The following is a 13,890-nucleotide window of genomic DNA, read 5'->3' as shown; positions in this document are numbered from 1 at the left end:
CCCCAACTCCCCTTTTTCTTGATAGCATTTACCCAAGGAATTTATAAATGGAAACCATCAATCATACTCACGAACATACTCACACTCATCCTCATCCTAATTACCACCCACCTAACCAGAAAAAACGAGGGTGGTTCAACAATCTTCTTAATCCGTTGCGCCGTGTGGTGGATGAGATTCAGGTTAAAAATAATCGCATCGCTCATCTAATTTGCCAAACAATTCCTTGTTGTTGTCCCTTTGAGCGACAAATTAAATTATTTGGGAAGTGTATTGATATCCCACCACTATGTAAACTCAATCCTTTATATGACGAATTTGTAGGATTGCGTTTCCGCGCTTTATCTTACCTCACCGATGTATGTGGAGAGGATGTCACAAGATACATTTGTTAGTCATTAGTCATTAGTCATTGGTCATTAGTTATTAGTCATTAGTTGTTAGTCATTAGTTGTTAGTTATTTAAAGGGCAAATGACAAATGACAAAGGACAAAGAACAAATGACAAAAGACAATTAACAATTCAGCACAAGAAGAGAGATGAAAATCACCCAAGGCAAAATCAACGAGCTGCTGACTGAGACAGGATGCGAGCATAATCAGCACAAACAAGCGGAAAAGAAAAACAAGTCTTGCGCCCAACAGGCACAACCTGGCGCGGCTCAAGGGGGCTGCGCTTTTGATGGTGCAATGATTTCTTTAGTGCCGATCGCAGATGCTGCTCATTTAGTTCACGGGCCGATCGCCTGTGCTGGTAATTCCTGGGGCAGTCGTGGTAGTCTTTCGTCTGGCCCTCAACTCTACAAAATGGGCTTTACCACTGACTTGGGTGAAAATGATGTCATCTTCGGTGGCGAAAAGAAGCTTTACAAAGCAATTCTGGAACTCAAAGAGCGCTACCAACCAGCAGCAGTATTCGTGTATGCCACTTGCGTTACAGCCCTAATTGGCGATGATATGGATGCTGTCTGCAAAGCTGCGGCTGAGAAAATTGGTATTCCTGTTGTTCCCGTCATTGCCCCAGGATTCATTGGCAGCAAAAATCTCGGCAACCGTTTTGGCGGTGAAGCTTTATTAGAATATGTTGTCGGAACAGCAGAACCGGAACATACAACGCCCTATGATATTAACTTAATCGGCGAATACAATATCGCCGGGGAAATGTGGGGAGTAACACCACTGCTAGAGAAATTAGGCATCCGTATTTTGTCTAAAATTACGGGCGATGCTCGCTACGATGAAATTCGCTACGCCCACCGCGCCAAGCTCAACGTCATGATCTGCTCACGAGCGTTGCTTAATATGGCGAGAAAGATGGAGGAGCGTTACAACATCCCCTACATTGAAGAGTCTTTCTACGGCATCGATGACATGAATCGCTGTCTGCGAAATATCGCTGCTAAATTAGGCGATAGCGAAGCGTTAGCGAGTCCTCGAGCGTCCGCTGATTTACAAGAGCGGACAGAAAAGCTAATTGCAGAAGAAACAGCTGCTTTAGATTTGGCACTGGCTCCTTATCGCGCTCGACTAAAAGGTAAACGAGTAGTATTGTATACTGGTGGCGTTAAGAGTTGGTCGATTATATCGGCGGCTAGGGACTTGGGTATTGAAGTTGTTGCTACCAGTACCCGAAAGAGTACTGAAGAAGATAAAGCCAAAATCAAGAAGTTGCTCGGCAACGATGGCATCATGTTGGAGAAGGGCAACGCTAAGGAATTGCTACAAGTGGTTAAAGAGACTCGCGCAGATATGCTGATTGCTGGTGGACGTAACCAATACACCGCTTTGAAAGCTCGAATTCCTTTCCTTGATATCAACCAAGAACGCCACCATCCTTATGCAGGTTATGTGGGAATGATTGAAATGGCGCGGGAACTGTACGAAGCTCTGTATAGCCCGATTTGGGAACAAATACGCAAACCCGCTCCTTGGGACGAGGAGGAAGTTTAATGGCGATCGTTACCGCTTCTAACAAAGCACTGACAGTTAATCCCCTCAAGCAAAGTCAAGCTTTGGGCGCAACCTTAGCCTTTTTGGGATTGAAAGGGACGATGCCCTTATTCCACGGTTCTCAAGGTTGTACTGCTTTCGCCAAAGTTGTCCTAGTACGGCATTTCCGGGAAGCGATTCCCCTAGCTACGACAGCAATGACGGAAGTCACTACAATCTTGGGTGGTGAAGAGAATGTGGAGCAAGCAATTCTGACTCTGGTGGAAAAGGCTAACCCGGAAATTATTGGTTTATGTAGTACTGGGTTGACTGAAACTAGAGGAGATGACATCGAGGGTTTTCTGAAGGAAATCCGCGATCGCCATCCAGAATTGAATGATTTAGCGATCGTTTTTGCACCTACCCCAGATTTTAAAGGTGCGTTGCAAGATGGCTTTACTGCTGCTATCGAAAGCATCGTTCAGGAAATTCCTCGCGCAGGTGAAATCAGAACTGAACAAGTCACCATTTTGGCGGGTTCTGCCTTCACACCTGGGGATGTACAGGAAATCAAAGAGATAGTCACATCCTTTGGACTAGTGCCGATCTTTGTACCTGACCTTGGCGCTTCCCTAGATGGTCATTTAGAGGATGGTTACAGTGCGGTTACAGTCAGTGGAACTACCTTAAAACAGCTACGAGAAGTAGGTAGTTCTGCTTTTACCCTGGCATTGGGTGAAAGTATGCGGGGGGCTGCCAAGATTCTCGAAGAACGCTTTGACACGCCTTATGAGGTGTTTAGCGAACTGACAGGATTAGAACCAGTAGATGAATTTATCCAAGCATTGGCGATTCTGAGCGGTAATAGCGTACCCGAAAAATACCGCCGCCAACGTCGTCAGTTGCAAGATGCGATGCTGGACACCCACTTTTACTTCGGTGCAAAACGAGTTTCTCTAGCGCTGGAACCAGATTTGCTGTGGTCAACAGTGCATTTCCTGCAATCAATGGGAGCGCAAATTCATGCGGCGGTGACAACCACGCGATCGCCACTACTAGAAAAACTCTCGGTTAAAAGCGTCACCATCGGGGATTTGGAAGACTTTGAGAGTTTAGCAGATGGCTCTGATTTGCTAATTGGTAACTCGAATGTCAGTGCGATCGCTAAACGGCTCTCGATTCCTCTTTATCGTCTAGGATTGCCCATTTATGACCGCTTAGGTAATGGTCAATTTACCAAAGTTGGCTATCGAGGCACAATGGAGCTTGTATTTGGCATCGGCAACCTGTTTTTAGAGCAAGAAGAAGCGAGAGTTAAGCAGTTTCAAGAGTTAGGTATTGTGAGCGCAGAGTTTTGAATTAACACTTCAAAATTCAAAACTTTAGGGAGGAGAATTACGATGAAGATTGCCTTTACGACAAGTGATGGAGTTCATATTAATACTCACTTTGGAGGCTCAGAACAAATTGATGTTTATGAAATTTCAGATGAAGGATATCAATTTGTAGAAGCTATCAAATTTAATTATGAAATCCAAGAAGAGAATAATGAGAGTAAACTCGCACCAAAAATTGAAGCATTAGGTGACTGCACAATTATCTATGTTTTGGCAATTGGTGGGAGTGCGGCTGCTCGGTTAATTAAGAAAGGTGTCACCCCAGTGAAGGCGCGATCGGAAGAGGACGAAATTAGTGAAGTGCTAAACAAACTAGTAAAAACCCTCAAAGGTAATCCTCCACCTTGGTTGCGTAAAGCTTTACAGCAAAAACCCACTAATTTTGCCGATGAAGTTGAAAATGAAGCAACAGTATGACCACAAATAATAGTGTTAACGGAACTGCTACAACTGAAGTCTTGAACTCACCTTTCCTTAAGGTATTAATTAAACAAATTCGGGGTCAAGACAGTTATGGAGTTTATCGTAGTTGGTCGGATGAATTGATTCTCAAACCCTTTATTGTCACCAAACAAAAGAAACGGGAAATCTCCATTGAGGGCGAAGTTGATCCGATAACTCAAGCACGGATTATGGCATTTTTTCGAGCTGTAGCCGCTGGTATTGAACAAGAAACAGGTTTGATATCCCAGGTTGTAGTTGATTTGAGCCATGAAGGATTTGGCTGGGCGCTAGTTTTTTCTAGTCGTCTTTTGCTAACTGTAAAAACCTTACGAGATGCTCATCGCTTTGGCTTTGACTCGCTAGATAAATTAGCAGAAGAGGGAGAAAACTACGTCAAAAAAGGTATTGATTTGGCGAAGCGCTTTCCGGAAGTTGGCAACCTGTAACAATTTTAGATTTTGGATTTTGGATTTTGGGTTCAATTTTTAATCATTAGCTTCATGACCATTTGATTAAAACAATATCATCCAATTCAAAATTTAAAATCTAAAATCCCAAATCCAATTTGGAGTGGCTGATTGTGCAAGCAGAAGAAACAAGTATTGAGGAACTACAAGGACAAATCAGACGGCTCAACAGCAAAGCAGGTCAGATGAAAATGGATCTGCATGATTTAGCTGAAGGGCTACCAACAGATTACAACCAACTTATGGATGTTGCAGCTGCAACTTATGAAATCTATCACCAGTTAGATGAACTTAAGCAACGGCTGAAAAAATTGGAGAATGCTAAATGACTGGAACTATTGATGAATTCAAGAAACTCGTAGATGCAGAAGAATTTTTTCAATTCTTTAACATGTCCTACGATTTAGAAGTGGTGAATGTAAATCGTCTACATATTCTGAAAAAGTTCTCTCAATACATGCAGGAAATTGATAATAATTCTCCTGGCTTGAGCCAAGAAGAGAGACTAAATCAATATTCTTTAGCTTTGCAAAAAGCTTATCAGGTATTTATCGAATCAACACCCCACGAACAAAAGCTGTTCAAAGTGTTTAACGACAAGCCGAAAAATGTAGTCACACTGACAGAAATCACTTCTGATTAGGAGGTATAAATTGGTTAACCTAACGCCTACCGAATTAGAACGCTATCGTCGCCAAATGATGCTTCCGAATTTTGGCGAAACAGCACAGAAACGCTTGAAGTCAGCGACGGTTCTGGTGACAGGTGTGGGGGGATTAGGCGGTACGGCGGCGCTTTACTTAGCAGTAGCGGGCGTTGGGCGGCTAATTCTAGTCCGGGGTGGTGACTTGCGGCTAGATGATATGAATCGTCAGGTTCTCATGACTGATGATTGGGTAGGTAAGCCAAGGGTATTCAAAGCTAAAGAAACTCTGGATGCGATTAATCCTGATGTTCAAGTGGAAGCTGTTCATGATTACATCACCCCAGAAAATGTAGACTCATTAGTGCAATCCGCCGATATGGCTCTTGATTGCGCCCACAACTTTACAGAGCGCAATTTACTAAATGAAGCCTGTGTGCGCTGGCGTAAGCCAATGGTGGAAGCTGCAATGAATGGGATGGAGGCTTACCTGACGACGATTATTCCTGGTGTGACTCCTTGCTTGTCTTGTCTGTTTCCAGAAAAGCCTGATTGGGATCAGCGCGGCTTTTCAGTTCTAGGTGCTGTTTCTGGAACCCTAGCTTGTTTAACGGCGTTGGAAGCTATCAAGCTGATCACCGGCTTTAGTCAGCCTCTATTGTCGCAATTGCTGACAATCGATCTAAATCGGATGGAATTTGCTAAACGCCGTTCTCACCGCGATCGCTCTTGTCCAGTATGTGGTAATAGTGCGCCTTGGAGACACGCGCAATCCAATTCGATGGAACCCACAGCTACAGGTATTGCACAAAATAGTTAATTTTCGTCATTAGTCATTAGTCATTAGTGAATAACAAAGGACAACTGACAAAGGACAAAGGACAACCCTACCTGAAATCAGAACAACTAATCGCTACAAATCAGGAGACTTAATGGCTGTTATTTTATCAGAAAAAGCAGAATTTCATCTGCGGGCATTCCTCAAAGGTTCCGCACCCGATGCTGATGGCGCAACTAAAGGTGTCCGCATCTCTGTAAAAGATGGTGGTTGCAGTGGCTATGAATATGCGATCGATATCACCAGCAAGCCCCAACCAGATGATTTGGTAAGCCAGCAAGGCAAAGTGCTGGTTTACGTTGATGCCAAAAGTGCGCCGTTATTAGACGGAGTTATCGTTGACTTCGTTGAGGGAGTGATGGAAAGCGGTTTTAAATTCATCAACCCCAATGCGACTGATACCTGCGGTTGTGGAAAGTCCTTTAAAACAGACGACGGTACGCCGACTGGTGTACCTTGCAGTTAACATCATTCCGTTAGCGCTAAGTCAATTTTAGAGGCTTGCCATAGACGCACTCCGCAGAGTTTCAATGCTCTTGAGGTAGCTTCTAGTTCGTGTTGCATTCCTTATCCCTATAGAGAAGCCGACTAAGCGTAGCATCTCCGTAAGAAGAAAGGAAGCAAAAAGTAGGATAGGTTGCTCAAAAAATTCGTAAATTAGACCAACTGTATAACGTTTGAGGAGAATCTGAAAATGGCTACCTACCAAGTTAGATTAATCAACAAAAAAGAAGACCTCGACACCACAATTGAAGTTGACGAAGAAACAACAATCTTAGACGCAGCGCACGAAAACGATATTGACTTGCCAGCTTCTTGTCAAGCAGGTTCTTGCTCTAGTTGTGTTGGCAAGGTCGTTGAAGGTGAAATTGATCAAGAAGATCAAAACTTCCTAGATGACGAACAGATTTCTAAGGGATTCGCTCTACTTTGTGTCACTTATCCCCGTTCTAATTGCACAATTAAGACACATCAAGAACCCTATCTCGTCTAAACCATTATTTTGGTTGCTGCCTTAGGCAATCAAATAAAAGATGAAGGATGAAGGATGAAAATATACTTCCTTCTTCCCTTCACAATCCCTAATTTATAATTAAAATGTTTTCCCCTTTTAATGTTACTGGTTGTTCATTAGAATTATTAAGAACGGGAGAGCGAGGAATCGTCGCCTTCTGTAAAAGTCAAGATGAAACAATATTTAAAAAACTGATATCAAAGGGAGTAACGCCAGGAAGTATTCTCACTTTAGAACCAAAGTTTCCCTGATTAATTATTAAAATAGTAAACACATATATAGAACTAAATATAGAAAGTAGCCGTGTTATTTATTTCCGCACTATTGATAATTAATATCTATATAATATTATCTTGACCAAATAATTATTAATTCATAATTAAAAGGGTACGGAGCAAGCACTGATTACAACTACGAATTACGAATTACATTGACCTCACTCCTTTCCTAATTAATTTCAGGAGTGAGTCCACTAAATTTATAGAGATGAATGCAATTTGGTATTACAGACAAAGCCGCTTGCAAGAAAAAACAACTTGCTTATTTTTTAACCAACAGCAATTATCACATCTGATGATTTAATCACGGCATAAGCCTGTTTACCTTCTACAAGTCCTAGCTTTTCCGCTGATGATTTTGTGATTATTGACACTAACTCTATTCCTGGTGCCACTTCTAAAGTTATCTCAGTATTAACTGTTCCAGGTATAACTTTTTTTACAGTACCTTTGAGAGAGTTACGAGCGCTAATTTCCATGTTTTTACTTGCCAAGTTTAGCTATTTATACTTTAGTAAATTTTAATATTAAAATTGTTGTTTTTTTAAATATCTTAATAATCCTAAAATAATTGTCATTTGCTTAAGGTTTATACCTGTAGCTGATGATCTTTACAAGAAAGCGTAGTAATGTGCTACCAAACTTAGGCTCAAACAATTTAAAAAAATAATATTAATAGGCATTATCAAAAATAGACTTATCGATTAAATATCTTATTCTTTTATATATATATCGAGTGCTAGATAACATTTTTACATTTATACTTACTAATAAAAGTCGCATCAAGCATTAGAGTAAACTTTAAATAAGTTTGTTGGAAAACTTGAGCATCGTTTAAAGAAGAACAAAAAATCTTACAACTTGTAAAAAAACGAGTTGTTAAAGGTGTAGAATTGCGGGACAAATTAAAAATATTTGTAGAAGAGAGTCAGAACTATGATTCAGTTCCCACAAAACAGATTTTAAAAGCGATGGATACAAGCGATCGCTCTTTTATAATTGATACTATAGGCAGTTCTCAAGAATCAGCCAAAGCAATTATTTCTCGATTATGCAAATCTGTTAATATAAAAACTAATAAGTAAATATTACTAGTAAGAATTAGCATAAGGATTAATCAATGTCGCTATCTGAATTTGCAATTGTAGAAAGCACTCTCCGTGAAGGCGAACAATTCATCAAAGCCAATTTTTCTTCAGATGATAAAGTCGAAATTGCTGAAGCCCTTGCTGCGTTTGGAGTTGAATATATAGAGTTAACGTCACCAATTGCTTCACCTCAATCTAGACGAGACTGTGAACGATTAGCTAGGTTAGGCTTGCCATCCAAAATATTAACTCACATTCGCTGTCACTTAGAAGATGCCAAAGTAGCTTTAGCTACAGGCGTAGCTGGGATTAATTTAACTATAGGCAGTTCTTCTTTGATGCGTCAGTTCAGTCATGGTAAAAATATTAATCAAATTATTGATTTAGCATCTGAAGTTTTAACTTTTATTCATCAGCAAGCTCCCGATATTGAGTTACGGTTTTCTGCTGAGGATTCGTCACGTACTCCTAGAGAAGATTTAATCACAATTTACTCGGCAGTTGAAAAATTAGGATTCGTCAAACGTATAGGAATTGCCGATACGGTAGGAATTAGTAGCCCAATGCAAGTATTTGAATTAGTGAAGACTTTGCGCCAGTTCACCAATTTAGATATTGAATTTCACGGTCATAATGATACAGAATGTGCGAATGCTAACAGTTATACAGCATTAGAAGCGGGAGCAACTCATATCGATACTTGTGTGCTTGGTATTGGTGAACGTAATGGTATTACCTCACTAGCTGGATTTATCGCTAGGTTATATGCTATAAATCCAGAGCAGATTAAATCTAAATATCGTTTGGATCAACTTGGTTACTTGCATGAATTAGTTGCCAGAAAAGTTGGAATTTCTATTCCTTTTAATCACTGTATTTTTGGTGAAAGCGCTTTTAGTCATAAAGCTGGCATTCATACTAAGGCTATGCTCAATAACTCTGAGACTTATGAAGCTATTAATCCCCGAAGTTTTGGTGTAACGCGCTCAATTTTAATCAATCATAAATTGGCTGGAAAACAGGCGGTTAGTCACCGAGCTAATGAATTAGGACTTTCTTTTAATTTATATCAGCTTAAAGATATTACCAATAGGTTAAAAACTTTAGCTGATAAACAAAGTCTTACGATCGAAGATGTAGACAATATTTTATATTCTTATCATTGTCAGTAAATATAAAAATATATACTCTTGCGGCTCACATACCCAACTTATTGAAGAAGTTAAAAATCTAATCTACTTACTTTGTAGCTGTTTTATTTATGACATATTTATTATTGTTCTATATTATGAGAGGAAGCTGTAATAATTACTGCTTTTCCTTTATTTTTCAAGCTTTTTTAAGAAAACTATCTGACGATCTTTATAAATAATTCATAAATTAAACTTATAAAACTGATAGCATATATGTAAATTATTTAAATTTAGATAACATTTTTTCAAGAATGGTGGGCATTGCTCACCATTCTGTTTACCAAGCAAATTTATACTAGTAAACTAGCACTAACAAAGCTAACTAAGGGATACTTATGAATCAAACCAATAGTCAGAATTTGAGTGAAGCTACAATCCAATGGCTAATAGCAAAAGGCTATAATCCTGACGATTTAAATCAGACAGGTGAAAATGGTGATACAGCTTTGATGAAAGCTACAAGAGAGGGAATACATGCAGTCGTTAAAGAACTTATTGATGTAGGTGCGGATATCAATACTCGAAATAGCGATTGCAACAATGCTTTGTGGTTTGCTTGTTTTGGTAATCACTACGATTTAATTAATTTATTGCTTGCTAGCAACATTAACATAGATAACCAAAATGATAATGGTGCAACTGTTTTAATGTATGCAGCATCAGCCGGAAAGACAGAAGTAGTTAAGTTACTTTTACAACATCAGCCTAATTTATATTTAAAAAACTTAGACGATTATAAAGCGATAGATTTTGCTAGCAACGTAGAAGTCTTAAGGATACTTAAAAATGCCACAAAGCCAGATATCGGGCAAAACTTATCATGATGCTACCAAGCATTCTTACTTATCGGTACAACTTGATCCAAATTATGTAGATGCTTCAACACAGCCATCTTCATTTAAAGTTTATCCTAAATTTTATCGGAGAGTGAAATTAAATCTCAATAATCCTGTTCATTCTTTTATTTCGTTAACCAGTGCGATAACACTGGAAAAAGTATATAAAGATGGCCCATTAAAACTGCGGGTGAATCCATCAGCAGGCGCTCTGTATCCTACGGAAGTTTACGTACAGGTTCGCGGGATTGAGGGAATGGTAAATGGTATATACCATCTAGAAGTTGAGAATAATTGTCTAACTCTCATCTATGAATTAATTGATGATGGATTGGAGAATTATATTATACCGGGTAAAAGTATCAATGGATTCATCTTTTTAATTAGTTGTGTTTATTATAGGTCTAGCTGGAAATATCAAAATAGAAGCATAAGATATTGCCTCTTAGATAGCGGACACCATTTAGGTGCGTTCGCAGCTTCAGCTTTTCTCCACAACCGAGATATACAACTAATTTTTGACTTTGATAAACTTGCTCTCAATTCAGATTTGGGTTTTGAGAATAAGGAGTTTATTACTGCTTGTGCGGTGTCAGGAGAAATACAAGACAAGAAAATCAGACGCTTAAGGCTAAAAATTCCTTTTGTGTCTGGTACTGATTATTTTGAATCCAATCAATTTATTGAAGATGCCTATCAAGCAACAACTCTACGAAAGAGTCGTCAGCAGCAATTAGAGTATCCTCAATTTAATTTTGATCGGGATAAATTTTATCAAACAGTTTGGGCTAGACGTTCTATTAGACGTTTCCGGAAAGAGTCTATTTCTCAAGAAGATTATTTATATATAGTGCAACAACTTCAGCAGTCAATACCGACAGAAAACTATGAGGAGATAGAAATTTACTCAGTGGTGCATCGAGTAGAAAGAATGACACCTGGGTTATATAAAGGTACGTATCTGGTTAAAGCGGGTAACTTTAGTGAAAAGACAGGTTACTTATGTATTAATCAAGCTATTGCTAGAGATGGCGCTGTAACTTTATTTTTTGTGTCAGATTATTTAAACTATCAAACTGCTATGCAAATAGCTGGTTTTCTTGGACAGAGGCTTTATTTAGCTAGTAATTATTTGGGGATTCAATGTAGTGGTATTGGTGCTTATTATGATAATGAAACCCAAAAATTATTAGAAACAAATAAAGATGTACTTTATGGAATGGTGATTGGAATATAAGCAGGAAGCTACAGAAAGATGGCTAGAAAGATGTATTACTTCAATGGTGATGACTCACATCCAATACAACCGACATCGGCAGATATTATACTACGTCAGCAACTAGAGGATTCTATTAGTAGATACTTTTATGACGCTTGCGATCGCACGATTCAAAATCTTCTATCTAATTGTCGGTGGTATGTCACAACCCATGCCAATGCTCTGACATTGGTTATTGAATGTCCCGATCAAGTCACTAATTGGCGTGTTTTACAACAAATTGTGCCAATGGGGACATTGCTATATGGAATTGTTAATAGTGCTAAAATCCGTGTTTGTCCACCAGAAAGTCAAGGCATACCTTTTGAAATGAGGGTAGATGAACTTTCTGTTTATCGGGATTGGGCTTGATTCGATTTTGGATTTTGGATTTTGGATTGTTAATTAAAAGTTGATATTCTGGCTGATGAGTGCAGCTACCTCTTCAAAAACTAAATCAGCAGAATGTTTGATAGCAGGACTTAACTCCAGTCCCAAAGTAAGATTTGCCGCCTCAATTAAATAAACTGTCACCTCTTCGGGAAAGTCATTTTGAAAGATTTTCCGTCCGGCGGCTAAAGCATTATCCCAACGAAAATCGTGCAAGTTATAACTAGGTTCTGGCAAAGCTTCCAGTTCTTTTCCTGGAACTTTAAACACAGCACCAGGTTCAGAACCTGTTGAACTTGCATCAATAATTATTAATTCTTTACTACCTCTAGCTTGAAACATTACTTCCATCCCTGCGGTGCCACAGTCATATACTTGCACATGAGGATGAGGGTTTTCAGCTAGATATTTTTGTAAGCGTTGGGCGATAATTACGCCTACTGCGTCATCACTGCGATTGAGGTTGCCGCAACCGATAATAGTTAGCATGGGATGAGATTTAATTGTTTAAGCAGGTGCAAATTCAGTCAAAGCGGGATCGCTTGGAGAATGAAAAGCTAACACAATATCATTTTGAGGAACCCCTGCATTTAATAATTCCGGCTTTTAACTTCAACAATAATTTTACTTCCGTTGCGTTCAACTGCAAGTGTTCTCTCAGCCGCTAGGTCAGCAAATAGTTTAGTATCTTCATACTTCCGCTTGAAAAGCTAGTATTACTTGAATCATAAAAAACCTGTACAGTGTAAAATTACTACTTTTAAAATACGGGTTTCCTCTCTCAAGAAAATTATTTTTATATATCTTGAAAAAATAGTTTTTGTATTCTAAAACTAAATACTTCAATAAAATAATTATAAAAAACTTGTGATTGATATTGTTTTAAAAAGTTTCAACTGTAGAGCAACGATTTTATTTAAAGCCGGTAGACAAGATAATTACATGGTTACTATAAATAACCGCCCACCTAAAGATACTTATTTTCTCAGATTCTTCTCAGCTTTTAGAGATAAACAGATAATCTGGCAAGCGATTAAAGATGTGGCTCAACAAATAGATAGACAAACAGAAGATTTATCATCATTTAAATCTCCAGACACCAAAATGTCATATGCCTATCTTTCTAATGAAGCAAGACGAAAAAGGAAACTTATAGAGGAGGTTTTTTTTCACGCTTACGCCGCTTGCCTGATTGCAGAAGGAAAAAAATCTGATACGTATTCTCAAAAAACTAATTCTCCTAGAATAGGAAAACGAATTAAGCTTTTAGCAGCATACCAATTTTTATTTGAGGGGTTATCTCTGGAATCCACTGCAAACTTCTCAAGAGGTAAGAAAGCTTGGCAGATAGATCGAGAATGCAAAAATAGAGCTATTTAGCTAGATTAACCTATTAGAGTAATAAAGAGGCTTTGGTTCATGACACGGACAAAGCCTCTAAAAAAAATAAGTTATCAGCAGTAAACTAAAACTTTACACCATGTTTATTGGCAATTTCAGTCAGTTTATCACACTGATCTTGTGACACTTTAGTTAATATCTCTTCAGCTTGTTCTTTAGTACTTCCCTCTTTAGGAATTAAATACTTAACATAAAGAGATACAAAATCAGCAGCGATTGCTAACCCAGATAAATCATGTTTGTCAGCTTCCTTGCCAGCGATCGCAGCTACCAAACCAGCTTTAATTGGGTCTGGTTTAACTTTCATGAACTGCTCGACAAGTTTAGGAACGTAGTCTTCTGGTGGCAAATTATCTAACTTACTTCTATCGGGAGTAAAGTTACATTCTGCGGCTTTTGCCTGTTCTAAAACACACCATTCTATGTATTCTTGCAATGCGGCATCGGGAACGCGAGGGAGATATTGATGTAGCGCTAAATCAGACACAAGCTTACCGTGTAATTTTCTGTTTTATGCAAGTGCATTAAGGCAAGCCTAACGCATCGTTTCTAGAAGTTTTGGTGTGTTACGCTACGACTTTTGAATAAATAGTTAGATTATTAGATATCTCAAGCAAAAATCATCCTAGAGTAGAGCGATGATGCCCATCATAGTGAAATACAGCATTTTCGAAGTGCATGAGGTACAGTAAGTAATAGTGCATTAAGAACTA

The 13,890-nt window shown here is 38.8% G+C and carries 19 protein-coding genes and 2 pseudogenes; 16 read left to right on the top strand and 5 right to left on the bottom strand.

The genetic code is table 11. The annotated features are described in order from the left end of the window. Positions 1-47: 47 nt before the first annotated feature. The 11 genes from ACFE90_RS28290 (at position 48) to ACFE90_RS28240 (ending at position 6,984) form a co-directional block, all read left to right on the top strand. Positions 48-395: a Mo-dependent nitrogenase C-terminal domain-containing protein gene (locus ACFE90_RS28290; protein ID WP_375505714.1), complete on the top strand. Its 348-nt coding sequence runs from the start codon at positions 48-50 to the stop codon at positions 393-395. A 145-nt stretch (positions 396-540) separates the two neighbouring features. Next, complete coding sequence (nifE, locus tag ACFE90_RS28285; RefSeq protein ID WP_375505713.1) at positions 541-1,950, top strand: nitrogenase iron-molybdenum cofactor biosynthesis protein NifE; 1,410 nt, start codon at positions 541-543, stop codon at positions 1,948-1,950. Next, positions 1,950-3,287 carry a nitrogenase iron-molybdenum cofactor biosynthesis protein NifN gene (nifN, locus tag ACFE90_RS28280; protein ID WP_375505712.1) on the top strand — a complete coding sequence of 446 codons (1,338 nt, stop codon included), beginning with the start codon at positions 1,950-1,952 and terminating at the stop codon, positions 3,285-3,287. Before nifE ends, nifN begins: the two co-directional genes overlap by 1 nt. 42 nt (positions 3,288-3,329) lie before the next feature. Further along, complete coding sequence (gene nifX / locus ACFE90_RS28275) at positions 3,330-3,743, top strand: nitrogen fixation protein NifX (protein WP_375505711.1); 414 nt, start codon at positions 3,330-3,332, stop codon at positions 3,741-3,743. Next, positions 3,740-4,216 carry a NifX-associated nitrogen fixation protein gene (locus ACFE90_RS28270; protein WP_375505710.1) on the top strand — a complete coding sequence of 159 codons (477 nt, stop codon included), beginning with the start codon at positions 3,740-3,742 and terminating at the stop codon, positions 4,214-4,216. The genes nifX and ACFE90_RS28270 overlap by 4 nt, the downstream gene beginning before the upstream one ends. Before the next feature lie 134 nt (positions 4,217-4,350). Further along, the gene (locus tag ACFE90_RS28265) at positions 4,351-4,566 is read left to right on the top strand and encodes a CCE_0567 family metalloprotein (protein WP_375505709.1); all 216 of its coding nucleotides are present in this window, start codon (positions 4,351-4,353) and stop codon (positions 4,564-4,566) included. Continuing rightward, on the top strand, positions 4,563-4,880 hold the full coding sequence (nifW, locus tag ACFE90_RS28260; RefSeq protein ID WP_375505708.1) for a nitrogenase-stabilizing/protective protein NifW: 318 nt from the start codon (positions 4,563-4,565) through the stop codon (positions 4,878-4,880). The genes ACFE90_RS28265 and nifW overlap by 4 nt, the downstream gene beginning before the upstream one ends. Positions 4,881-4,890: 10 nt before the next feature. After that, the gene (locus tag ACFE90_RS28255; RefSeq protein ID WP_229484041.1) at positions 4,891-5,700 is read left to right on the top strand and encodes a HesA/MoeB/ThiF family protein; all 810 of its coding nucleotides are present in this window, start codon (positions 4,891-4,893) and stop codon (positions 5,698-5,700) included. Positions 5,701-5,812: 112 nt separating this feature from the next. Beyond that, a complete protein-coding gene (locus ACFE90_RS28250) occupies positions 5,813-6,184 on the top strand; it encodes an iron-sulfur cluster assembly accessory protein (protein WP_190890070.1) in 372 nt (123 codons plus the stop codon). Between the two features lie 228 nt (positions 6,185-6,412). Further along, complete coding sequence (locus ACFE90_RS28245; protein ID WP_109012241.1) at positions 6,413-6,712, top strand: 2Fe-2S iron-sulfur cluster-binding protein; 300 nt, start codon at positions 6,413-6,415, stop codon at positions 6,710-6,712. A 104-nt stretch (positions 6,713-6,816) separates the two neighbouring features. Then, complete coding sequence (locus tag ACFE90_RS28240; protein ID WP_375505707.1) at positions 6,817-6,984, top strand: FeoA domain-containing protein; 168 nt, start codon at positions 6,817-6,819, stop codon at positions 6,982-6,984. Positions 6,985-7,280: 296 nt separating this feature from the next. On the opposite strand, the gene ACFE90_RS28235 is transcribed toward ACFE90_RS28240, so the two are convergent. Then, entirely contained in the window at positions 7,281-7,490 is a 210-nt protein-coding gene (locus ACFE90_RS28235; protein WP_375505715.1) for a molybdopterin-binding protein, read from the bottom strand. Between the two features lie 641 nt (positions 7,491-8,131). Here ACFE90_RS28235 and lysS point away from each other — a divergent pair. The 4 genes from lysS to ACFE90_RS28215 all read left to right on the top strand — a co-directional run bounded on the left by lysS (position 8,132) and on the right by ACFE90_RS28215 (position 11,758). Next, on the top strand, positions 8,132-9,271 hold the full coding sequence (gene lysS / locus ACFE90_RS28230; RefSeq protein WP_375505706.1) for a homocitrate synthase: 1,140 nt from the start codon (positions 8,132-8,134) through the stop codon (positions 9,269-9,271). 356 nt (positions 9,272-9,627) lie between these two features. After that, entirely contained in the window at positions 9,628-10,116 is a 489-nt protein-coding gene (locus ACFE90_RS28225) for an ankyrin repeat domain-containing protein (RefSeq protein WP_375505705.1), read from the top strand. Continuing rightward, on the top strand, positions 10,079-11,365 hold the full coding sequence (locus ACFE90_RS28220) for a nitroreductase family protein (protein ID WP_375505704.1): 1,287 nt from the start codon (positions 10,079-10,081) through the stop codon (positions 11,363-11,365). The genes ACFE90_RS28225 and ACFE90_RS28220 overlap by 38 nt, the downstream gene beginning before the upstream one ends. An 18-nt stretch (positions 11,366-11,383) precedes the next feature. Beyond that, positions 11,384-11,758 (top strand): hypothetical protein, encoded by a 375-nt coding sequence (locus tag ACFE90_RS28215; RefSeq protein ID WP_334822825.1) that lies wholly within the window; start codon positions 11,384-11,386, stop codon positions 11,756-11,758. A gap of 33 nt (positions 11,759-11,791) precedes the next feature. Here ACFE90_RS28215 and ACFE90_RS28210 read toward each other — a convergent pair whose 3' ends face one another. From ACFE90_RS28210 to ACFE90_RS28200, 3 genes and pseudogenes are all read right to left on the bottom strand, one after another. Continuing rightward, complete coding sequence (locus tag ACFE90_RS28210; RefSeq protein ID WP_375505703.1) at positions 11,792-12,265, bottom strand: hydrogenase maturation protease; 474 nt, start codon at positions 12,263-12,265, stop codon at positions 11,792-11,794. A gap of 18 nt (positions 12,266-12,283) precedes the next feature. After that, positions 12,284-12,364 (bottom strand): annotated as a pseudogene (locus ACFE90_RS28205) (XisI protein); the annotation flags it as partial. A 2-nt stretch (positions 12,365-12,366) separates the two neighbouring features. Beyond that, a pseudogene (locus ACFE90_RS28200) lies at positions 12,367-12,462 on the bottom strand (element excision factor XisH family protein); the annotation flags it as partial. A gap of 181 nt (positions 12,463-12,643) precedes the next feature. Here ACFE90_RS28200 and ACFE90_RS28195 point away from each other — a divergent pair. Then, the gene (locus tag ACFE90_RS28195; protein ID WP_375505702.1) at positions 12,644-13,156 is read left to right on the top strand and encodes a DUF7004 family protein; all 513 of its coding nucleotides are present in this window, start codon (positions 12,644-12,646) and stop codon (positions 13,154-13,156) included. 85 nt (positions 13,157-13,241) lie between these two features. Here ACFE90_RS28195 and ACFE90_RS28190 read toward each other — a convergent pair whose 3' ends face one another. Continuing rightward, a complete protein-coding gene (locus ACFE90_RS28190) occupies positions 13,242-13,664 on the bottom strand; it encodes a hypothetical protein (protein ID WP_375505701.1) in 423 nt (140 codons plus the stop codon). Positions 13,665-13,890 lie beyond the last annotated feature (226 nt).

Source organism: uncultured Nostoc sp. (assembly GCF_964245445.1).
GTDB lineage: Bacteria > Cyanobacteriota > Cyanobacteriia > Cyanobacteriales > Nostocaceae > Nostoc.
This window is presented reverse-complemented; position numbering and strand designations above follow the sequence as displayed.